The sequence below is a fragment of the Halomonas sediminis genome (assembly GCF_044871105.1).
Lineage (GTDB): Bacteria > Pseudomonadota > Gammaproteobacteria > Pseudomonadales > Halomonadaceae > Vreelandella > Vreelandella zhuhanensis.
Genome location: NZ_CP085246.1, coordinates 2284719 through 2304714, shown reverse-complemented (window position 1 = coordinate 2304714; position 19996 = coordinate 2284719). Strand labels below are relative to the sequence as shown.

20 protein-coding genes are annotated in these 19996 nt (G+C 57.9%); 6 read left to right on the top strand and 14 right to left on the bottom strand.

The window, feature by feature from the left end; genetic code table 11:
- Positions 1–8: 8 nt before the first annotated feature.
- From LG290_RS10940 to LG290_RS10925, 4 genes are all read right to left on the bottom strand, one after another.
- On the bottom strand, positions 9–455 hold the full coding sequence (locus LG290_RS10940; protein ID WP_160419683.1) for a hypothetical protein: 447 nt from the start codon (positions 453–455) through the stop codon (positions 9–11).
- An 88-nt stretch (positions 456–543) separates the two neighbouring features.
- Positions 544–1452 carry a 30S ribosomal protein S6--L-glutamate ligase gene (rimK, locus tag LG290_RS10935; RefSeq protein ID WP_160419682.1) on the bottom strand — a complete coding sequence of 303 codons (909 nt, stop codon included), beginning with the start codon at positions 1450–1452 and terminating at the stop codon, positions 544–546.
- A gap of 43 nt (positions 1453–1495) precedes the next feature.
- A complete protein-coding gene (locus LG290_RS10930; RefSeq protein ID WP_499834859.1) occupies positions 1496–1936 on the bottom strand; it encodes an ATP-dependent zinc protease family protein in 441 nt (146 codons plus the stop codon).
- 55 nt (positions 1937–1991) lie between these two features.
- Positions 1992–3032, bottom strand: a complete 1041-nt coding sequence (locus tag LG290_RS10925; protein WP_499834858.1) for a DUF3549 family protein — start codon at positions 3030–3032, stop codon at positions 1992–1994.
- Between the two features lie 286 nt (positions 3033–3318).
- Between LG290_RS10925 and LG290_RS10920 the strand changes: the two genes are divergently transcribed.
- Positions 3319–3651, top strand: a complete 333-nt coding sequence (locus tag LG290_RS10920; RefSeq protein ID WP_160419679.1) for a YqcC family protein — start codon at positions 3319–3321, stop codon at positions 3649–3651.
- A gap of 86 nt (positions 3652–3737) precedes the next feature.
- Here the strand turns inward: LG290_RS10920 and LG290_RS10915 are convergent, their stop codons facing one another.
- The 6 genes from LG290_RS10915 to LG290_RS10890 all read right to left on the bottom strand — a co-directional run bounded on the left by LG290_RS10915 (position 3738) and on the right by LG290_RS10890 (position 11428).
- On the bottom strand, positions 3738–4361 hold the full coding sequence (locus tag LG290_RS10915; RefSeq protein WP_160419678.1) for an OmpW/AlkL family protein: 624 nt from the start codon (positions 4359–4361) through the stop codon (positions 3738–3740).
- Positions 4362–4578: 217 nt separating this feature from the next.
- Positions 4579–6054, bottom strand: coding sequence for a sodium/proline symporter PutP (putP, locus tag LG290_RS10910; protein ID WP_160419677.1), 1476 nt, complete (start codon positions 6052–6054; stop codon positions 4579–4581).
- 67 nt (positions 6055–6121) lie between these two features.
- Positions 6122–9313, bottom strand: coding sequence for a bifunctional proline dehydrogenase/L-glutamate gamma-semialdehyde dehydrogenase PutA (putA, locus tag LG290_RS10905; protein WP_499834857.1), 3192 nt, complete (start codon positions 9311–9313; stop codon positions 6122–6124).
- A 176-nt stretch (positions 9314–9489) separates the two neighbouring features.
- Complete coding sequence (locus tag LG290_RS10900; protein ID WP_499834856.1) at positions 9490–10311, bottom strand: helix-turn-helix domain-containing protein; 822 nt, start codon at positions 10309–10311, stop codon at positions 9490–9492.
- Positions 10312–10378: 67 nt separating this feature from the next.
- Positions 10379–10741 (bottom strand): hypothetical protein, encoded by a 363-nt coding sequence (locus LG290_RS10895; protein ID WP_499834855.1) that lies wholly within the window; start codon positions 10739–10741, stop codon positions 10379–10381.
- Positions 10742–11020: 279 nt separating this feature from the next.
- The gene (locus tag LG290_RS10890) at positions 11021–11428 is read right to left on the bottom strand and encodes a CBS domain-containing protein (RefSeq protein WP_499834854.1); all 408 of its coding nucleotides are present in this window, start codon (positions 11426–11428) and stop codon (positions 11021–11023) included.
- 525 nt (positions 11429–11953) lie between these two features.
- Here LG290_RS10890 and LG290_RS10885 point away from each other — a divergent pair.
- Together LG290_RS10885 and LG290_RS10880 are read left to right on the top strand one after the other, a co-directional pair.
- Positions 11954–12112, top strand: a complete 159-nt coding sequence (locus LG290_RS10885) for a hypothetical protein (protein ID WP_499834853.1) — start codon at positions 11954–11956, stop codon at positions 12110–12112.
- Positions 12113–12338: 226 nt separating this feature from the next.
- Positions 12339–12506 (top strand): DUF6746 family protein, encoded by a 168-nt coding sequence (locus LG290_RS10880; protein WP_499834852.1) that lies wholly within the window; start codon positions 12339–12341, stop codon positions 12504–12506.
- A 36-nt stretch (positions 12507–12542) separates the two neighbouring features.
- Here the strand turns inward: LG290_RS10880 and LG290_RS10875 are convergent, their stop codons facing one another.
- Complete coding sequence (locus LG290_RS10875; protein WP_499834851.1) at positions 12543–13463, bottom strand: LysR family transcriptional regulator; 921 nt, start codon at positions 13461–13463, stop codon at positions 12543–12545.
- Between the two features lie 103 nt (positions 13464–13566).
- On the opposite strand from LG290_RS10875, the gene trpB reads away from it, so the two are divergent.
- The 3 genes from trpB to LG290_RS10860 all read left to right on the top strand — a co-directional run bounded on the left by trpB (position 13567) and on the right by LG290_RS10860 (position 16168).
- Positions 13567–14784: a tryptophan synthase subunit beta gene (gene trpB / locus LG290_RS10870; protein WP_499834850.1), complete on the top strand. Its 1218-nt coding sequence runs from the start codon at positions 13567–13569 to the stop codon at positions 14782–14784.
- A gap of 20 nt (positions 14785–14804) precedes the next feature.
- Positions 14805–15623 carry a tryptophan synthase subunit alpha gene (trpA, locus tag LG290_RS10865; protein WP_499834849.1) on the top strand — a complete coding sequence of 273 codons (819 nt, stop codon included), beginning with the start codon at positions 14805–14807 and terminating at the stop codon, positions 15621–15623.
- 224 nt (positions 15624–15847) lie between these two features.
- Entirely contained in the window at positions 15848–16168 is a 321-nt protein-coding gene (locus tag LG290_RS10860; protein WP_499834848.1) for a hypothetical protein, read from the top strand.
- Positions 16169–16514: 346 nt separating this feature from the next.
- On the opposite strand, the gene LG290_RS10855 is transcribed toward LG290_RS10860, so the two are convergent.
- The 3 genes from LG290_RS10855 to pdhA are packed head-to-tail and all read right to left on the bottom strand — an operon-like array spanning position 16515 to position 19989.
- Positions 16515–16757 carry an acyl carrier protein gene (locus tag LG290_RS10855; RefSeq protein WP_499834847.1) on the bottom strand — a complete coding sequence of 81 codons (243 nt, stop codon included), beginning with the start codon at positions 16755–16757 and terminating at the stop codon, positions 16515–16517.
- On the bottom strand, positions 16754–17980 hold the full coding sequence (locus LG290_RS10850; RefSeq protein ID WP_499834846.1) for a dihydrolipoamide acetyltransferase family protein: 1227 nt from the start codon (positions 17978–17980) through the stop codon (positions 16754–16756). The genes LG290_RS10855 and LG290_RS10850 overlap by 4 nt, the downstream gene beginning before the upstream one ends.
- Positions 17977–19989: a pyruvate dehydrogenase (acetyl-transferring) E1 component subunit alpha gene (gene pdhA, locus LG290_RS10845; protein WP_499834845.1), complete on the bottom strand. Its 2013-nt coding sequence runs from the start codon at positions 19987–19989 to the stop codon at positions 17977–17979. The genes LG290_RS10850 and pdhA overlap by 4 nt, the downstream gene beginning before the upstream one ends.
- Positions 19990–19996: the final 7 nt, after the last annotated feature.

Genomic DNA, 19996 nt, shown 5'->3' with positions numbered 1-19996 from the left:
CAGCCATGTCAGCGTCTGGCCTTTTGCTTTTGCAAGGCGTAAAGCTCGCGGATCAAGGTGCGGCAGCCTTTAATGCATTCTTCCACTACCGGCTCGATAGGTGCTGGAAGTGGATGAGTGAATAGGGTCGAGAGTGCCTGCATCAACACACGTTCCTGTTCCAGGAGTTCGTTGATCAAGACTTGACTATCGTTACCCACGAAGCTTTTCAGCCGGCTCCACAGCCACAAGAAATCGTCGCGTTCGACATCCGCTTCGCGTGGCAGCATCTTGAGATGCGTTCTGGCCAGTTCCTGCAGCTTGTGCATCTGCTCTAACCTGGCTTCGTAATGCGGTTTTAAGGCATCGCGCAGCGAGGGACGCAGGCGTTCGAGATTGTCCTGGAAATAATCGATGCTGTCGGCCAAGGCTTCCAGTGCGTTATCCATCGCCACTTGGCGATTATCGAGAAACATGAGCGTCTACCTCCTTCGGTGACGCAGATTGTGGGGGTGGCAGCGTTGTTTTGCCACCCCTCTAAGGGATTATTTTGGTGCTTTTACCTTAGCCTTTTGGCTTGGTGGGTGTTTTACGCGGTATTACGGCATTTTTTTCAATATGTTCGATGATCAAGCCGGCAATATCTTTCCCGGTGGCGTTTTCGATGCCTTGCAGTCCTGGCGAGGAGTTGACCTCCATGATTACCGGACCATGATTGGAGCGTAACAAATCCACACCAGCGACGCGTAGCCCCATGGCCTTGGCCGCACGAATAGCGGTCGAGCGTTCTTCCGGGGTGATGCGAATCACACTGGCGGTGCCGCCACGATGCAGGTTGGAACGAAATTCCCCTTCGGCGGCCTGACGCTTCATGGAGGCGACCACTTTATCGCCGATCACCAGGCAGCGAATGTCGGCACCTCTGGCTTCCTTGATGTATTCCTGCACCATGATATTGGTTTTCAGGCCCATGAAGGCTTGAATCACTGATTCCGCCGCCTGGTTGGTTTCCGCCAGTACTACCCCGATACCCTGGGTGCCTTCCAGCAGTTTGATCACCAAGGGCGCTCCCTTGACCATGGTGATCAAGTCCGGAATGTCATCGGGGGAATGAGCGAAGCCGGTAATCGGTAATCCGAGACCCTTGCGCGAAAGTAATTGCAAGGAACGCAGCTTGTCGCGAGAACGGGTGATGGAGACAGAGTCGTTGAGCACATAAGTGCCCATCATCTCGAACTGACGCAAGACCGCGCAGCCATAGAATGTCACCGAGGCGCCGATACGCGGGATCACTGCATCGAAGTGTTCGAATTCCGCGCCCTTGTAGTGAATCGAGGGATGATGAGAGGCAATGCTCATGTAGCAGCGCAGCGTATCCACTACGCGTGCGCTATGGCCACGGCTTTCAGCCGCTTCCACCAACCGGCGGGTCGAATAAAGGTTGCGATTGCGGGACAGCAAAGCAATATGCATGAAAGACTCCGGATCGTGGCCAGGTAAAGGGTAAAGGGTTAGGTCAAGGTTCGCCGTGCAAGAACGCTGCGCCGGGCGCTATCAGAAAACGGCGCATGGCACGACGACCCAATAGCATTGGGTGGCGCATGTCACGCCGGTCGGTCAGGGTGAGCTCCACCGGGAACTCCATCTCCCCCATCTGTAGCAGCGTACGGATCACGTAACGCCATTCCATCTGGCCGTTGGAGCTGGTGACTTTTCGCCGATCATAAAGATGCACCCGCAGGCGGTGCCCGGGGGTGGTCGGGCCGCCGCTATGGGTGATGAAACTGACCCACAGCTGGCCATGCTCGTCTTCGAATGTTTCAAACTCTTCGGCATGCAGCGCAGAGGTGCGTGCTCCACTATCGATCTTGCAGCACAGGTGCAAGCCAAGTTCCGGCAGGGTGACCATTTCTCGACGGCCGATCACTGCCTTGGCTTGATAAGGCAATTCCTTCACAAGAGACTCCTTGGGCATGCTTTAACGTACCGCAATGGTTGCATGCGACTGATGGTTACATGCGACTGGAAGGTGCGGAAAGCTCGGTTAGCTTGGCTTTGGTGGCGGAGGAGGCGTGCGCATCGCGCAGACACATCACGACCGGCAAGCGTAGGCGTGGAATCGATGCCAGGTCGCGTACCACGGCAGAGAAATCGCTACGCGGCTCCTTCGCCAGGCATTCGAGAAAGCAAGGTAGACGCTCAGCGTCTTCCAGATGTTCCCAGCCACGGGCGGCAATGGCGGCAAGCAGGTCGGGTCCACACGCTGCGTTATCTGCAAGCAGGTTGTCGAACCATTCGCCTGTCGCGGGGTGGTCGGTACCGCCCACGGCGCGGACACAGCAGCACAAGGTTTCTATATCACCGGCCTGGGCGGCTTGCTCCCCGCGTACGCGCAATGCAGCCATCAGCGTTTCGCCTGGTGCAACGTGCTCCAGGCAATAGCATAGAGAGTGCAATACCGGCTCGGGAAGGCTCGGCAGGCGCTCGGCCAATTGCTGTTCGGCTGCGGTGTCCATGTGTATCACAAAATCGGCAAGTCCCTGTAGCCCTAAGGCTTGCCAGTCGAGTTCTTGCTGACGGCTGACGTAGGCTTCCACCAGTTCCAGGTGCTGGCTGGCGGGTTGGGCAAGGTCATGGCTGGCGCGAGCATGCATGATGGCCTGAAAGCTCAGGCTGGGGGTGAACACCAGGGGATTATCTTTCATCAGGTTGTCGATTTGCTGGGTATCGTTGCGCCCCACCTGACTGACGTTATGCCCCAGGGTTTCCAACAAACGTTGTAAAAACGCATCACGGGGGGCGGGGTCGATCTGGCCTAGCTCATCCAGGGAAAGCGCCAGAAACCAGATGGCCGGTTCTGCAATATCACCCAGGCGAAACATGATCGCCAAGCGTGCCTTGCCTTGCCAAGGGTCCGGCCAGGCCGCATTTTCATGCTCGAACTGGGCAAGCACGTTTCGGGCGCAGGGTGTGACTCGCCTGCCCATATGGTAAAGGGTGACGCTCGCGCCGCTGCGAGTAAAAAAATCATCAAGGGTGTGAATTGGTTGCATGGCATCCTTCCGCGTTTCAAGCGTGCACTTTACCTTGCAGATGAGCGGCTGTCAGCCGTATATAAGGAATAATCACGGCTTCAATGGGAACAGAAAGGTCAAAAAATGACCAAATTTCTCAAAGCCCGCAGGGGTAGGCTAAGCGACATCCTTCCATAGCTTATCCACAGGCTCTTGCAAGTTTTCTGTGAATCTTTGGATGACGCCTGGCAATGGCTATCAGCGGTGGAAAACCTCAAAAATAGCCGTGATAATAAGCCAACACTTTTTAATAACCAGGCATGACATGACGGAATATCAACAGCTTGAAATTGCTTTGCAACGCCTTGAAACAGCACTTGAAGAGGCGGGCTTGTGGCGCATGACGCCTCCCGAAGCGTCGGCGTTCACCAGCAAACAACCGTTCTGTGTGGATACCATGACGTTACCGCAATGGCTGCGTTTTGTATTTATCCCCCGCCTTGGTGCGCTAGCGGAGGCGCAAGGCTCCCTGCCGGCGCGTTGCGAGGTGGCGCCCGCGCTCGAGACCTATCTGCAACAGGCAAATGTACCTGCCACTGAGCGCGTAGCGATACTCCGGACGGTGGAAGAGGTGGACCGGCTGGTAACGGAGAATTAACTTTCTAAACACCAGATAGCAAAAAGCCAATACCCGCCGGAAGGCGGGCATTGGCTGGACACTGAAGACCTTACGACAAGGCTAGCTTAGAAACGGTAGCTGAGGCCACCCATGACCACTAACGGGTCTATTTCGACGGTACCGGCATCTGCGCCACCAACCTTGGCATCGGTATCGATATCGATGTACCAGGCTGCAGCATTGAGTGCCCAGTTGTCATCGATCAATAGGTCGATACCCACCTGGCCGGCCGCACCCCATGAATCATCGAGTTCCAATGAAGCACCGATATCGGTTTCTTCCTCGAAGAAGTTAGTGTAGTTGATGCCCGCGCCGATATAAGGCTGAATGCGTGCTTCTGTGCCTCCCAGCGGGTAGTACTGAACTGTCAGGGTAGGCGGCAGGTGCTTGGTAGAACCACCGGTAACACCTTCGACCTCTAGATTATGCTCGAATGGCAGCGCGGCCAGCAGCTCGACTCCCATCTTGTCATGGAAACGGTAACCCAAGGTGAAAGCTAAATTTGTTTCCGAGTCGACATTGACGTCGGCTCCGAGAACTTCCCCATTATCGCTTTTCGGATCCACCTTCGCCGCACCTACACGGGTAAAGAAATCACCTTCGCCATAGGCAAGCGCTTGGGTGCTGGTGGTGAAAGCGGCGGCGGCAATGCCGGCGGCGAGAAGGGCAGGCAAAGTCATTTTATGCATGAGGACACTCTTGTGGAATAGATTGGCTGATAGTCGCTGAGAACCGATGAAAGCGATTCTAACCAGCTGTGCCTATGCAGTTATTGATCCAGCGCAAGAGTTTATTCCTCGGTAGTCGCACCCGGTGACTTATATAATACAGCCCAAACAAAAGACCGCCCGAAGGCGGTCTCTTACTAGCTTGGTTTGCTTGCTTCTTTATAGAACCAACCGAACCTCAGCTCTGATCGTAAGTATCGAACTCGGCAGTGATGGCATCGCTGGGAGGCGCTGTTGCCAGGCTGGCGACCACAATCGCGATGTAAGCCAGGATCACGCCGGGGACGATCTCGTACAGATCGAAGATACCGCCGGAGATCTCAGCCCAGAGCACCACGGTAACACCGCCCACGATAATACCGGCAAGCGCGCCCCACTGGTTCATGCGGCGCCAGTAAAGCGCCATGATCAAGGCCGGACCGAAGGCGGCACCAAAGCCTGCCCAGGCGTAGGAGACCAGTCCCAGAACGTTGGATTCCGGATTGAGCGCCAGCATATAGGCCAAGGCGGCGATACCGATGACCGCAAAACGACCTACCCAGACCAGCTCGGTTTGAGAGGCATCCTTGCGGAACAGCGCTTTGTAAAAGTCATCGGTCAGTGCAGAGGATGACACCAGCAGCTGGGAATCCGCTGTGGACATTACCGCAGCCAGAATGGCGGCCAACAGCACACCGGCGATCACCGGATGGAAGATGGCATTCACCATGACCATGAAGATGGTTTCGCCATCGGCCAGGTCGCGCTCGATGAAACCCACGCCCAACAGACCCACTGCGATGGCACACACCAGGGTCAGTGCGGACCAGGTGACTGCAATGCGGCGTGCGGCGGGAATGTCGGCTTCGCTGCGAATGGCAGCGAAGCGCGCCAGGATATGCGGCTGGCCGAAGTAACCCAGGCCCCATGCCAACGAACTGACGATACCCACAAAGCTCAAGGCTTCACCGGTGGAGGCATCACGGAACCAGCTGAGCATGTGCTCGCTTTGCCCCGCCAAGGCTTCCGCGGCACCTGTCGAACCCACATCCATGAAGGCCACGACTGGGACGATCAGCAGCGCGACCGCCATCATCAAGCCTTGAATCAAGTCGGTCCAGGATACCGCCAAAAACCCACCGAAGAAGGTGTAGGAGATGATGGCGATGGTGCCGATGGTCACGGCGATCGAGTAATCGTAACCGAATACCGTCTCGAACAGCTTGCCGCCTGCCACCAGACCGGAACTTGTGTAGAACAGGAAGAACATCAAGATGAAGATCGCCGAAATGACCCGCAACAGCTGTGAGTTATCGCGGAAACGCTTGGCGAAGAAATCCGGCAAGGTAAGGGAGTCGCTGGCCTTGAAGCTGTAAAGGCGCAGACGACGCGCCACGAGCAGCCAGTTGAGCCAGGTGCCTATCAGCAGACCAATCGCAATCCAACTGGCTGAAATGCCGCTGATGTAGGCAGCGCCGGGCAGACCCAGCAACAGCCAGCCTGACATGTCCGATGCCCCGGCGGAAATCGCGGAAGTCCAGGGTCCAAGTGAGCGGCCGCCGAGAATATAGTCGGACAGGTTGTTGGTACGTTTATAAGCGACGACACCGATACCCAGCATCAGTATCAAGTACGCCACGAAGGTAAAGGCAATGCCCAGGTTGTTTTGAACCATGATACGTTTCCTTTCCAGGAGTCAGGTTGGTTTTATAGTTGCTTCATTCAACATTTGATGAGGTGTTTCACTCATCGCCCAGCGCCAATAGCGATGCATTGCCACCCAGAGCAGCGGTATTATTGGTGAGGGTTTTTTCCGTGGCAAAGCGCAGCAGGTAATGCGGCCCGCCTGCCTTGGGGCCGGTCCCGGAAAGCCCCATTCCACCGAAAGGTTGTACACCGACCACCGCTCCAATGATGTTACGGTTGATATAGACGTTCCCAGCGCGAATTTTCTGCGCTATTTCGGCGGCGAAAGACTCGTTACGACTATGCACACCGAAGGTCAGGCCATAGCCTCGGCCATTGATGTCGTCGATGACCTGATCCAGCTCGCTGGCCTTGTAGCGCACGATGTGCAATATCGGGCCGAACTGCTCATGCTCGAGTGCCTTGATGCTATCGATCGTGAATGCGACCGGTGCCACAAAGGTGCCATGTTCGGTCTGTTCGGTCGTCAACGGTGTTTCAGCTACCAGGCGTTTTTCCCCCTTGAGCTTTTCAATGTGAGCATTGAGGCCTTTACGGGCATCTTCATCGATCACCGGGCCGACATCGGTGCCCAGGTCGCGCGGGTCGCCGATACGCAACTCGTTCATGGCGCCTTTGAGGATTTCAATCACCCGGTCCGCAACGTCATCCTGCAAGTACAGGACACGCAAGGCGCTACAACGCTGCCCGGCACTCTGGAATGCTGACTGAATCACGTCCACCACGACTTGCTCGGGAAGGGCGGTGGAGTCGACAATCATGGTATTCATGCCGCCGGTTTCCGCCACCAGGGTCGGCAGGGGGGCATTTTCCCGTGCCGCCAGGGCGCGGTTGATGATCTGAGCGGTGTCGGTACCCCCGGTGAAAACCACCCCGGTGACCCGTGGATCGGAGGTCAGAACGCTGCCGACAGTCGGCCCATCACCGGGTAACAGTTGCACGACATCACGCGGCATGCCGGCTTCGTATAAAAGCTCGATGACACGGTGCGCGACGATGGACGTCTGTTCGGCAGGCTTGGCCAGCACGGTGTTACCCGAGACGGCGGCAGCAACCACTTGGCCGCAGAAAATTGCCACTGGAAAATTCCAAGGGCTGATCGCCGCGAACACCCCTTTGCCGCCCATTATCAAGCGGTTGGATTCCCCGGTGGGGCCAGGAAGCTCAGTGGCTTCGCCGAACGTCTCCTCGGCACGCATGGCGTAATAGCGGCAGAAATCCACAGCTTCGCGGATCTCGTCCACGCCGTCGGTCAGCAACTTGCCGCCTTCGCGTGAGCACAGCGTCATCAGCTCCGCCATATGCTCTTCCATCAAATCGCCCAGACGACGCAGGATGGCGGCACGTTCGGCAATGGGCGTGGCTTCCCAACGCGGGAAAGCGGCCCAGGCGGCATCCAGGGCTTTGCTTGCCTGCTCCTTGGTGGTCCATTGCACGCTACCCACCTGCTTGCGCCGGTCGAACGGGCTGGTCACTGTCTTGAGTTGAGCAGCATCGTCGGCGACGTCAAAGGCCAGCAGCGGCTTGGCGCGGTAGGTGACGTCCATGAAGCTGGCCATCTGCTTCATCAGTGGCTGGTAATGGCTGCGAATATTCAGGTTCACGCCACGAGAATTGCGCCGCGCCGGACCGTAGATGTCCCGGGGTAACGGAATATTGGGATTGGACAGCGTCTTGTACTTACGCAGGCTGATCACCGGATGCTGGCACAGCCATTCCACCGGGACGTCCGGGTCGACCAACTGATGGACAAACGAAGAATTGGCCCCATTTTCCAGCAGTCGGCGCACCAAGTAGGGGAGGAGGTCCTTATGCGCCCCCACCGGCGCATAGATACGGCAATAAGTACCTTTCGGAGCACGCTGCAAGGCGGCTTCGTAAAGGGCTTCGCCCATGCCGTGCAGACGCTGAAACTCGAAGGGGCGCTTGTTCTGGTTGGACACATCGAGAATGGCGGTCACGGTATGCGCATTGTGCGTGGCGAACTGAGGGAAAATCCGTTCCCTTGTCGCATCACTGAGCAAGAATTGCGCGCAGGCCAGGTACGCAACATCGGTACAGGCCTTGCGGGTGAAGACCGGGTAGCCTTCCACTCCGATCTGCTGGGACTCCTTGATTTCGGTATCCCAGTACGCGCCCTTGACCAGGCGCAGGGGAATTTCATCGCCCTGTTGGTCGGCAAGACGGTTGATATAGTGCAGCACCGGCAGCGCACGCTTGGCATAGGCCTGAATGACCAGACCAAAATGCCCCCAGCCTTTTACCGCCTCGCTTTCATAGACCGCGCGGAAGACTTCCAGCGACAGCTCCAGACGGTCGACTTCTTCGGCGTCGATGGTCACCGCCACATTGAGCTTGCGCGCACGGCTAACCAGTGCGATCACGGTATCGACCAGCTCGGTGAGAACTTGCTCGCGGCGACCGAATTCATAGCGCGGGTGCAGCGCCGAGAGTTTGATCGAAACCGAGGGCGAAGGCGTCTTGGCGGAAAGCGTCTTGCAGGTCTTGCCTACCTGGTCGATGGCTTTGGCGTAATCATCGAAGTAACGCTTGGCATCGTCACGAGTGCGAGCGGCTTCCCCAAGCATGTCGTATGAATAGGTATAGCCTTTATCGAAAAGCGGCTTGGAGCGTTTGAGGGCTTCGTCGATATCCCGACCCAGGACGAACTGCTTGCCCATGATCTTCATGGCTTCATACATGGCGCGCCGAATGACCGGCTCGCCCAGGCGGTTGACCATACGATTAATGAAGGTCGCCGGTTGCCCTTCCTTGGGGTGATCCATCTTGAGCACACGGCCAGTCATCAATAACCCCCAAGTGGAGGTATTGACCAGCCAGGAGTCGCTTTTACCGATATGCGCTTGCCAGTCCGCCGGGCCGAGCTTGTCTTCGATCAAGGCATCGGCAGTCGCCTTATCAGGAATGCGCAACATGGCTTCGGCCAGGCACATCAGCATCAGGCCTTCGTGAGTATCGAGGCTGTATTGCTGCAGCAGCTCATCGATGGTGTCCACGGCGGTATCCATCTGGCGTACGTCGCGGACCAGCTCTGCGGTGCGTTGCTCGATACGGTCGAAGTCTTCACGATCCGTGTCCAGAAGCTTGATCAGTTCACCGACGTAGATATCTTCGTCGACAAGGTAATGGTCGCTGATACGGGCCATCAAGGTGTCGAGATCGGTTTGCCAGGTGGCAGGATCACGTAGTTTCTTGGCGTTGAGCATCGAAGCCCCCGAAGGTCTAAGCAATAACGGAAGGGTAATACCGGGCATAACACCCAATCTAATCACCGAATGTAATGCGCGGGGTTATTTGCTGCATGTCGGTTTCGACGCAAAACATGCCAATTTCAAGGCAAATTAAGTAACTTTACTACCTTAGTCTAGTTCTTGAGCCTCAACTAAACAGTTGGAAGCGGCAAAGGGGTCGTCATCGTTTGTGGTATTGACTGTGCAGCCAAGTCTTGACGCAGTTGACGTGGTGATAATCCATAATTGCGCCGGAACGCATGGGAAAGCGCACTTTGGTTGGCAAACCCGGTTTGCACGGCAATATCGGCCAGGGGCGTGCGGCTGGTAAGTAACAGGTGTCGAGCGCTAGTCAGGCGTTGACGCTTGACGTATTGCCAGGGAGAAAGACCGGTTTGTGCACGAAAGCAGCTGGAAAAATGCGTTTCGCTCAAACAGGCCAGACGAGCGAGATCCGCGACGCGTAACTCATCCCCTAGATGCTGCTGAATATAACGGTTCAGCAGGGACATGTTCAGGCGCTTCCGGCCATGAGGAGCCTCGTCTCCTAGCCTGGCCTTGAGGGAGCCCAATAGCGTGACGGCAAGACGGTCCTGCTGCAAGGCGCCGGCTTCACTGAGTCCGCATTGCTGGTTCAGCTCGATATCGACAAATGCCAGATAATGGCGAAGGGCCTTGTCGAGAGTAAAAAAGCGCGGTGCATCGAACAAGGCCACCAACTCGCGATGGTCGCCGGTCAAGGCGGGGGCGTCCTCGGGAAGATCGAGAATCAATTGACGGTTATGGCCGCTGCCCGAGTAATAATGTTCATGATTGGCAGGGACGATGCAGCCTGCAAACGCATTGACATGTCCGCCTAATCCTTCTATCTCGAATTCCGCCGTCCCGCTCAGCGTGATGACTAGCTGATGAAAATCATGGGAGTGGTGGCGAGTGGCTCGCTCCAGGGGAATTTGACGAATAATGCTGGGCATGGAATGTCTCCTGAGCAGGACTGAGGACTGCCATGGTTGCGCGAGATCTTTGTACCGCTAGTGGAAGCTAATGTTGCTCGCGTAGTGACGTATGTGCCGCCAAGTGGTCACGCAATCCCTTCAATTCCGCCTGGCCTTCTTGATCCAGCAACGGCTTGCCTTGGGCTACCCGCCAATGGCGCCCATGAGCTTCCATCAAACGTGCCGCACGGCGTCGTATTCCATCGAGATAGTCATCATGACGAATCGGATAGCCGATAATGGTATTCCACTCCGTTTCACTGACCTGGCTGTTCAGGGCCTTGTCGAACAATGCCAATAAATCATTGGGCTGGGTGCGGTATCGTGGCGTACGAGAGTTGAGCAAGATAATCACCATCGTACCGATAATCAGCAGACAGACAGCAAAAACCAGCAAAAAAAGAGCCACTACTGTACTCCATCGGATGTGAGCAACGTCGATTCACTGTCACGTTCGGCCAACCTGCAAGTATACCCGGTAAGAGCGGAAAACGAAGATTTTGCCTTTTTGCGAACTTTCTGTGCGATCAGTGTCAGATAAAGTGAGGCAACACAGCGATAGCAGTCGCTAGGAATGTTGCACTTGTTTATTGTTTTCGATCCCTTGTTTCCGCCGCTCTCACGAGTGGCGGTTTTTTTTGTCGCTAATTTTGCTAACGACGAAATCGGCACGTGCTGGATACCGGGATCAGTGTCGACGAACGTGCAGAAGTGCATTGAGAATGTCACGGCGAGTGACGATGCCGACCAACCGGCGCTGTTCGACGACGGGATACACCTTGGGTTTGATGCCGAGCATTTCCTGGGCCAGGTCGGTAATGCCCTTGTTGGGTGTGACGGTCAAGACCTCATGCCGCATCAATTCCTTGACCAATGGCGGCTCGTCATTGTGGTACAGGCTTTCCAGCACTTTCCCTAGAACATCCTGTTCGGAAATGAAACCGACGAGATGGTCGTGATGGTCGACCACTGGCACGCCGGGCAAGCGGTGTAAGGCCAACCCTTGAGCAAGCGTGGTGATGGATGTCTCGGGAGAGACTCGGTAACAATCCCTGGACATGATGTCGCGAACGATCTCGGGCATTTTGCCAGCCATGTCTAAGCTCCTTCTCGTACCGATATAAAAATGAGATTCTTCAACTGTAGGTGATTTATCCGTTCATGTTTTGATAAGGCACTCACGACTTTCAACGTTTTCAAGCGACAGGACTGTTCGACAGGTTAAATGATGTCTCCCCTACTCTAAACCCCCAAAAGAATCGCCAATAAGCTCAACCAAGTTCAGCAGTGCAGGGGTGTCGTTGTTCGACCTCCAGGCCATCCATAGGGGCATGTCGCCTCGAGGTGCAGAAAGCGGATGCCCGGTGTGGGATGCGAGCTGCTGGTGGCCGGAACGATGGCGATACCCAGGCCGGCAGCCACCATGCGATCATAGTAGACCGGTGAGGCGCTACGAAAGCCCCAGACGAAGTCGGCATTCTTTAACAGCTGCTGGAATAATGGTCACCCCCCAATCGCATCGGTCGAGCCGAGTTAAAGCGACTAAAGGTGAATGGCTTGGACTAAAGTCTTATGGGCGGGTATGCTGTTAGCATACTCACGATATGACGATTCTAATCCCATGACTACCCAAACGCTCTCACGCAGCATGCCCATCACCGCCCCTGAGGCCTCTCTGATCAAGCGAATGGGCGAATCCGCCTCTCGGCTGCTCGAGCGGATGACCGAATCCGCTTATCGTCGACGCAAGGCCCACTTGCTGAACCACTTTTATATCTAGTGGAAGAGGTTGTGCTTGCCCCAAGGCGAGCCGGGGCAGCATGACATAACGAGAAGAGTCAGCGCATTGCGCTGGCTCTTCTCGTCTGAGGGGACAGGCTCTCAGGTGATTCGCCTGGCCACGGAGTCGTTTCACTAACAGCGCATGCCGGTAGGTCGGAATTGGCGAGCTTCGTCAGCAGCCCATTAAGCAATGCTGCACTCAGAAGCAGATGGGCGAGCTTCACATGCTGACTTACACCCTGGAGAATGCCCTGCAGAAAATTGCCGAGGAAGGGGAGAGCATGGCGGTGTCTCTGGAAGAGGTGCACCTAGGGTCGGAAATGCTTGACCAGGAGCGCGTGGTTACCAACGGGGCGGACTATCTGGAGGCTGCCCGGACGCTGGTTGAATAAAGCTTTCATCTTGCTTGCTTGATGCTGGAACGGCCTTTATCTTCTCCTTCGGAGAGGGGAAGCCCTATCCGCCAATTCCCTCTTAAGCCACTCTTTTAGCGGCTCACTGCGGCGACTACTGGCTTTTCCAGGTAGCCACAGGCACAGCCGGGCGGCAGTCTCGATACTTCCCCAGGGCGCAACAAGCCGCCCGCTGTTCAGATCATCTTCCACCAGCAATTTAGGCGCAATTGCCACACCCAACCCCGCTACCGCCGCTTCCATCAGATAATAGAGATGATCAAATCCTTGGCCATCACTTAGCGCCTGCTCAAGCTGCGCCATATCAAGCCCTTGGGTGTTGGCCCACTGGGGCCAGGCCTGTGGGCGTGAGGCGGTGACTAAAAGCTTGTTGGCAAACAGCGATTCTGGCTTGGCTGGGTCGCATTGAGCGGCCAGCTGGGGGCTTACCACTGCGCAAATCTGCTCTGGAATTAGGGAGACAACCTCCACATTGGCAGGCCAGGGTGGTGCGGAAAACGCCAGGGTGGCGCTGGCATCCGCCTGCTTACCGGGAAGCTCGCTTTCGCTTACCACCACTTTCAACTTCAGCTGGGGCAGCTCGCGGTGAAGCCGGTCCAGGCGGGGAATCAGCCAGCGCGCCAGCAGGCTGCCAGGACAGGCCAGGATGAAGGGCGCTTCCTCTACCTCATGCTTGAGCGCTGCACAACTATCCCGCAGGCGGGTAAATGCCTCGCTTATGCCGCTTTGTAATCGTTCACCATGGTAGGTAAGCAACAGCCCACGCCCCGCTTTGGCGAAAAGCGCCACGCCAAAATGGTCGTCCAGGCTGCGCAGCTGGCGGCTGACTGCACCGTGGGTCACGCTTAGCTCACGGGCAGCAGCGGTAACGCTGCCCAGCCGGGCGGTGGCTTCAAAGGCGCGCAGTGCGCTGAGTGGCGGCATGCTATTTTGCATCAATTGGTGACTCCAGCTCACATGTTGCTGCCATCTTATCGATTTTTATCGCCGCCTGCCTGCGCTACCTTCATCACAATCCAAAACGCACCCAGAGGTCGTGATGAACCAACCTGTGAACCTACCCGATGCCAACGGTTTATTTGGCAGCTTCGGCGGCCGCTTCGTCGCCGAAACGCTGATGCCGCTGATTCTAGAGCTGCAAGACGAATACGCCGTCGCCAAAAACGACCCCGAATTCCAGCGCCAGTTAGCCTACTTTCAGGGCGACTATGTGGGACGGCCCAGCCCGCTCTACTTTGCCGAACGGCTGACTGAACACTTTGGCGGAGCCAGCATCTACCTGAAACGTGAAGAGCTAAACCACACCGGCGCGCACAAGATCAATAACTGCATCGGCCAGGTGCTGCTGGCCAAGCAAATGGGTAAAAAGCGCATCATCGCCGAAACCGGTGCTGGCATGCACGGTGTGGCCACCGCCACCGTGGCGGCACGTTTTGGCCTGCCCTGCGTGATCTACATGGGCACGACGGACATCGAACGCCAGCAGACTAACGTGTTCCGCATGAAGCTGCTGGGCGCGGAGATTATTCCAGTAACCTCCGGCACCGGCACGCTAAAAGATGCCATGAACGAAGCGTTGCGCGATTGGGTCACCAACGTTGATGACACCTTCTACATCATTGGCACCGTGGCCGGGCCACATCCGTATCCTGCCATGGTGCGCGACTTCCAGGCAGTGATCGGTCACGAAACTCGCACCCAGATGCTCGAAAAAAAGGGTCGCCTGCCCGACTCGCTGGTGGCCTGCGTGGGCGGTGGCTCGAATGCCCTGGGGCTGTTTCACCCGTTCCTGAAAGACCCTTCGGTAAAAATGATTGGCGTCGAAGCGGGCGGCAAAGGCGTAAAAAGCGGCCTGCATGCGGCCAGCCTGAACGGCGGCACGCCAGGGGTACTGCACGGCAACCGCACCTACCTGCTGCAAAATGAAGATGGCCAGATTGCCGACGCTCACTCGATTTCAGCGGGGCTGGATTACCCCGGTATCGGGCCGGAACACGCATGGCTGCACGAACAGAGGCGGGTTGAGTATGTGTCCGCCACCGATGACGAAGCGCTGGAAGCGTTCCAGATCTGCTGCCGCCAGGAAGGCATTATTCCCGCCCTGGAAACCGCCCACGCCCTGGCCGAAGTCGCCAAGCGTGCCCCTACGCTTCCCCGGGAGCACTTAATGGTGGTCAACCTAAGCGGGCGTGGCGACAAAGACATGATGAGCGTGGCCCACCATCTCGGTGATAAATTCGGGATGAAGAACGCATGAGCGCGACCCAGGAGATTCCCATGAACAATGCTTCCCGTCTTGAACACTGCTTTGCCGCGCTCAAGAAAGAAAACCGTCCGGCGCTGGTTAGCTACTTGACTGCAGGCGACCCGGACGCCGCCACCTCGCGTCGCCTGTTGCACGGGCTGCCAGAAGCAGGAGTGGATATTATCGAACTCGGCATGCCCTTTAGCGACCCCATGGCTGATGGCCCCGTCATTCAAAAAGCCGCGCTGCGCGCCCTGGAAAAAGGCCAAACCCAAGCCAAAACGCTGGAAATGGTGCGCAGCTTCCGCGAGCAGAACAGCACCACACCGATTGTGCTGATGGGCTACTACAATCCCATTTTCTGCTACGGCGTTGAGCGCTTTCTGGCGGATGCCGCCCGTGCCGGGGTAGATGGGTTGATTGTGGTTGACCTACCTCCCGAGCACGATGAAGAGCTCTGCCAGCCAGCTGCCCAGCACGGCATTGATTTTATCCGCCTGGCCACCCCCACCACCGATGCCAAACGTCTACCCAAAGTGCTCAGCAACGCCTCCGGATTTATCTACTACGTATCCGTGGCGGGCGTTACCGGCGGCAACGCACCCACACCAAAACGGTTGGAAAACTCGGTTAGCCAACTGCGCGAACACACCCAGCTGCCCATTGCGGTGGGCTTTGGTATTCGCACCGCTGAACAGGCCGCCACCATTGGCCGGTTCAGCGATGCGGTGGTGGTCGGCTCCGCGCTGGTAGACTGCATAGAGTACGCCAGCACCCCCGACGACGCCGTTGAACGGGTACATGGTCTGGTGAGCGAACTAGCCGAAAGCGTCAGGGCGTGCCGTAGGTAGAGTTAGTAGGCATATCCAGATTAATAAATATGCGCAGCCAAGCTTCTCATTGGTAAAAAAGTTCATTTTTGATTGCTTGTGCGTCCTGATCGCCGCAGGCATTATCAGCGCTCGCGGTTGCCTGCGTGTCGCACGCTTAACAGACGGTCAGGCTCAGGCCGTGTTGAGCGCACTTTGACCGCAGGCAGCAATCATCAAGGATTCTGCAACCCCTAGGGGAAACAATGGGAAAGCTCTTCTCACTGATCGTACTGCTGGCGCTTGGCTATGCCGGCCTGTACTTCTATTACGGCCTTGCCGTCGAACAGGAAGTTCAGCAACAGCTGGATAGTCGCGGCCTCACCTCGGTCAACGTTGATAACGTCGAGTACGGCCTGCTGGCCCCCCTCAACACATCAGCGAACATCTCGGCGACGGTCACTTACCGCGGCTCTCAGGCGGCACTGAATCTAGCGGTGCAGGGGCATCCCGTGTTTTCCGACGAGGTAAATGTTGAATTCGATAGCCTCCAGGCGCTGCGACTGGGCATCGGCTTCGGACAGTAGAAAATGCTAAAACGCCTCGGTAGCCTGCCGGGGCATTCATCGTTCCAAGGCCTTCAAACGCAAAATTCTGGAGTGGATGCTATCAAACCAAAAGAAGCCTGAATGGTTTGTGCACTGGATTCGGTCGTCCTTGGTGCGGTACGAGGCTCAGTCGTGTGCGCGAAAGCTATGGATAAGCCAGAATACTGGCGCGAGTAGAAAGCATTCAGACGCGTCGCCTAACATTTCGCTCCAGCGGAGGCCCTGAAAGGGCCGCCGTTGAGCTCTAACGCCAGCCTATCTCGGATATGAAATGAAGGCCCGCCTATCGGCTAACCCGCCTGCTGGACAGCCCGCCATGCGAGGCTCAAAGCTTTTTCTCCAGATAATCGAGCAGCTCGGCAACGCAGTGCATGCGGGCATAATCCTGATCCGGAATATTCACCCCCAGCCGTTTGTGCACAGCCTCCGCCAAGTTCAGCGCGTCCATCGAATCCAGGTCGTATTCATCCTGTAGGTTGGCGTTGTCATCGAACGATGCCAAGTCTATGTCTGGTGCAATGCTGGACAGTTCTTCCAGTACCGCGTTGCGCAATTCATCCCGATTCACAGTGCCTCCGGTTGTTGTAGCCGTTGTTCAATTTCGTTGAGGAACAGGGCCCCGAGGTGTCCATCACAGACCCGATGATCCGCCGCCAGGGTGATATCCACGGCCAGGCGCACGGAGACGCCGTCATCCACCGCCAGCGGGCGCCGGTGTGCGCGGCCGATACCGATCATGGCGACCTGCGGGGGGTAGATGACGCCATACACGGTGTCCACGCCGCGATCGCCGAGGGCGGTGACGGTGGCGGTGCCGCCCGCCATCTCGGAGACGCGCAGACCGCCGCCCCGGGCGCGGCGCACCAGATTGCGAAGCTGGTGCATCAGTTCCGGCAGGGTCAATGTGTCGGCATCCATAATGGCCGGGGCCACCAGGCCGCCGCCTCGCAGGTGCACGGCCATGCCCAGGTTGACCCGGGTCGCTGCAGTGAAGCCGTCGCCAGCATAGTGGCCGTTGAGCTCCGAGTAGCGGGCCAGGGCCAGGGCGGTGGCCTTCATGAACAGCGCGGATAGCAGTAGCCGGTTTTCCGGTGGCTGGTGTTCATTGTAGTCGGTGAGCCATTGCTCGGCGGCGTGCAGATCCACGGTGTTGGCCAGGTAGTAATGCGGTATCTCGCGCTTGGCGCGGCTCATGGCGGCGGCAATGGCGGCGCGCATCTGCCCGCGGTCAAAGCCCGCCCCTGGCCGGGCATCCGGACTGGTGGGCTGCACGCCTTGCAGATCCCGCAGTACGACGGCGCCGCCGGGACCACTGCCGCGCAGTTCCGACAATGCAATGCCGGCCTTTCGGGCTTTGCGGCGTGCGGCAGGGGAAGCTGGCACACGGTCTTCCGATTCGAGCTTTGCGGTAGCCGGCGCCACGGCGGGCCCCTTGGCCGGGGGCTTTTCAGGCGAGGCTTTCGTCTCAGCGCTTGTTTCGGCTTGCGTTTCGGTTTTCGGCTTCGTTTTCCCTTTTCCTTTCCTTGCAGCTTCGTGCGCCTGCTTGCCGACACGGCTGCCATCGCCGATCCGGGCCAGTGGCTCGCCCACATCCACGTCGGTATCTTCTTCGACGTATAGTTCTTCGACCACGCCGTCCTCGAACACCTCCACGTCGAGCACGGCTTTGGAGGTTTCCACCGCGGCGACAACCTGGCCTTTTTTTACCCGGTCACCGGGTTTGACCTTCCATTCGACCAGCTTTCCGCTGTCCATGTCGGCGCCCATCGAGGGCATGCTGAAATCACTCACGGTGCTTCTCCGAGCGTCCGTTTCGCGGCGGCAACAATGTCTTCCACCCTGGGCAGGGCGGCCTGCTCCATGTGTTTCGCGTAGGGCACCGGTATCTCTGCGCTGCACACCCGGGCCGGCGGTGCGTCCAGTTCCCAGAATGCCTGCTCAGTGAGTATCGCCATCAGTTCGCCGGCCAGGCTGCCGGTTTTCCAGCCTTCGTCCACCATGACTGCGCGCCGGGTACGGCTCACGGATTCGATCAGGGTGTCGGTGTCCAACGGCCGCAGTACGCGCAGGTCGATCACCTCCGCCTCGATGCCCTCGGCGGCCAACTGCTCGGCGGCCTCCAGCGTCTTGTACAGGCAGCCGCCGTAGGTGATCAGGCTGATATCCGTTCCCGGCCGGCGAATCGCGGCTTTCTCGATATCCACGCCGTGCGCTTGTGGGGTCAGCTCGGCCTTGTGGTTGTAGAGCATCACATGCTCGAAGATCACCACCGGGTTGGGGTCCTGCAATGCCGCCCAGAGCATGTAACGGGCGTCCTCCACGGTGGCCGGCGCCAGCACCCTCAGCCCGGGCACGTGGGCATACCAGTTTTCCAGGCTGTGAGAGTGTTGTGCCGCCACCTGGCGGCCTGCGCCGGTGGCCATGCGAATCACCACGGGCACATTGAACTGGCCACCGGACATGTGCAGCAGCGCGGAGGCGCTATTCACGATCTGGTCAATGGCCAGCAGGCTGAAGTTCACCGTCATGATTTCGATCACCGGTCGCATGCCGCCCAATGCGGCGCCCAGGCCGGACCCGGTGAAGCCGTTCTCTGCCAGCGGCGTGTCGATGATGCGTTCGGCACCGAACTGCCCGAACAGGTCATGGGTGACGGCATAACAGCCACCATAGCGGCCGATGTCCTCGCCCATCAGAAAAACCCGATCATCATGTTCCAGGGCTTCCTCCAGCCCGCGGTGAAATGCTTCGCGCAGGGTGGTTTCCGTGGCCTCGGTCTCCGGCGCCGGGGGTGGGGCCAGCGGCTTTGGCAGCGGCTGAACAAGATGGTCAAACAGCGTTTCTTCTGACTCCCATTCTGCCGCTTCGGCGAACTGAACGGCTTGCTCCACTTCCTCGGCGATCTCTGCTTCCATGGTCTTGCGTTGGTCCTCATCGATCAGGTTGGCCTGGGCCATCCACTCGGCCAGCCGGTCGATGGGATCCTTCTTCTTCCACTCCTCCACCTCGGTCTGATCTCGGTAACGCTGGGGGTCGAACATGGAGTGCGCGCGGAAACGATAGGTCTCGCATTCAATCAGGCGCGGGCCCTTGCCGGCACGGGCTGCTGCCAGGGCCTTGCGCGCAGCCGCTTCTACCTGAACCACGCTCATGCCATCAAGCCGTTCGGCGGGCACCCCGATAGCCTCGGCCTTGCGGTATATCTCTGGCTGGGCGTGTTCCACCGCAATCGGCGTGCCCATGGCGTAGTAATTGTTCTCGCACACAAACACCAGCGGCAGTTGCCAGAGGGCGGCCAGGTTCAGGGATTCGTAAAAGACGCCTTCTGAGGCGGCGCCGTCGCCGAAGAAGCACACCGTGGCCCGGTTGCCGCCCTGCATCTTTTCCGCGAGCGCCAGACCGACGGCAAGGGGAATACCACCGCCGACGATGGCATTGCCACCATAGAAGCGGGTGTCGGCATCGAACAGATGCATTGAGCCACCCCGGCCCCTGGCGCAGCCGGAGACCTTGCCGTACATCTCCGCCATCACTTGCTGCATGCTCATGCCCTTGAGCAGGGCATGGCCATGCTCGCGGTAGGCGGCCACCACCGCTTCGTCGTCGGCGATGTTGAACATGACACCGGCGGCCACCGCTTCCTGGCCGATGCAGACGTGCAGAAAGCCGCGGATCTTCTCCTGAGTGTACAGCTCCACGCAGCGCTCCTCGAAGCGACGCACGCGCAGCATGCCGCGCAACAGTGCCAGTGCGTGTTCCCTCGTCAGCCGAGGCTTGCCCGCAGCGGTTGCCTCATTCATTGCCTGT

Bases quoted from the DNA above. Each gene is read 5' to 3' on its own strand.
- LG290_RS10875 (WP_499834851.1), bottom strand. From the start codon at position 13,463: ATGCAAAATAGCATGCCGCCACTCAGCGCACTGCGCGCCTTTGAAGCC.
- LG290_RS10900 (WP_499834856.1), bottom strand. From the start codon at position 10,311: ATGCCCAGCATTATTCGTCAAATTCCCCTGGAGCGAGCCACTCGCCAC.
- rimK (WP_160419682.1), bottom strand. From the start codon at position 1,452: ATGCATATTGCTTTGCTGTCCCGCAATCGCAACCTTTATTCGACCCGC.
- LG290_RS10860 (WP_499834848.1), top strand. From the start codon at position 15,848: ATGGGAAAGCTCTTCTCACTGATCGTACTGCTGGCGCTTGGCTATGCC.
- pdhA (WP_499834845.1), bottom strand. From the start codon at position 19,989: ATGAATGAGGCAACCGCTGCGGGCAAGCCTCGGCTGACGAGGGAACAC.
- trpB (WP_499834850.1), top strand. From the start codon at position 13,567: ATGAACCAACCTGTGAACCTACCCGATGCCAACGGTTTATTTGGCAGC.
- LG290_RS10940 (WP_160419683.1), bottom strand. From the start codon at position 455: ATGTTTCTCGATAATCGCCAAGTGGCGATGGATAACGCACTGGAAGCC.
- LG290_RS10915 (WP_160419678.1), bottom strand. From the start codon at position 4,361: ATGCATAAAATGACTTTGCCTGCCCTTCTCGCCGCCGGCATTGCCGCC.
- LG290_RS10890 (WP_499834854.1), bottom strand. From the start codon at position 11,428: ATGGCTGGCAAAATGCCCGAGATCGTTCGCGACATCATGTCCAGGGAT.
- trpA (WP_499834849.1), top strand. From the start codon at position 14,805: ATGAACAATGCTTCCCGTCTTGAACACTGCTTTGCCGCGCTCAAGAAA.
- putA (WP_499834857.1), bottom strand. From the start codon at position 9,313: ATGCTCAACGCCAAGAAACTACGTGATCCTGCCACCTGGCAAACCGAT.
- LG290_RS10880 (WP_499834852.1), top strand. From the start codon at position 12,339: ATGCTGACTTACACCCTGGAGAATGCCCTGCAGAAAATTGCCGAGGAA.
- putP (WP_160419677.1), bottom strand. From the start codon at position 6,054: ATGGTTCAAAACAACCTGGGCATTGCCTTTACCTTCGTGGCGTACTTG.
- LG290_RS10920 (WP_160419679.1), top strand. From the start codon at position 3,319: ATGACGGAATATCAACAGCTTGAAATTGCTTTGCAACGCCTTGAAACA.
- LG290_RS10885 (WP_499834853.1), top strand. From the start codon at position 11,954: ATGACTACCCAAACGCTCTCACGCAGCATGCCCATCACCGCCCCTGAG.
- LG290_RS10925 (WP_499834858.1), bottom strand. From the start codon at position 3,032: ATGCAACCAATTCACACCCTTGATGATTTTTTTACTCGCAGCGGCGCG.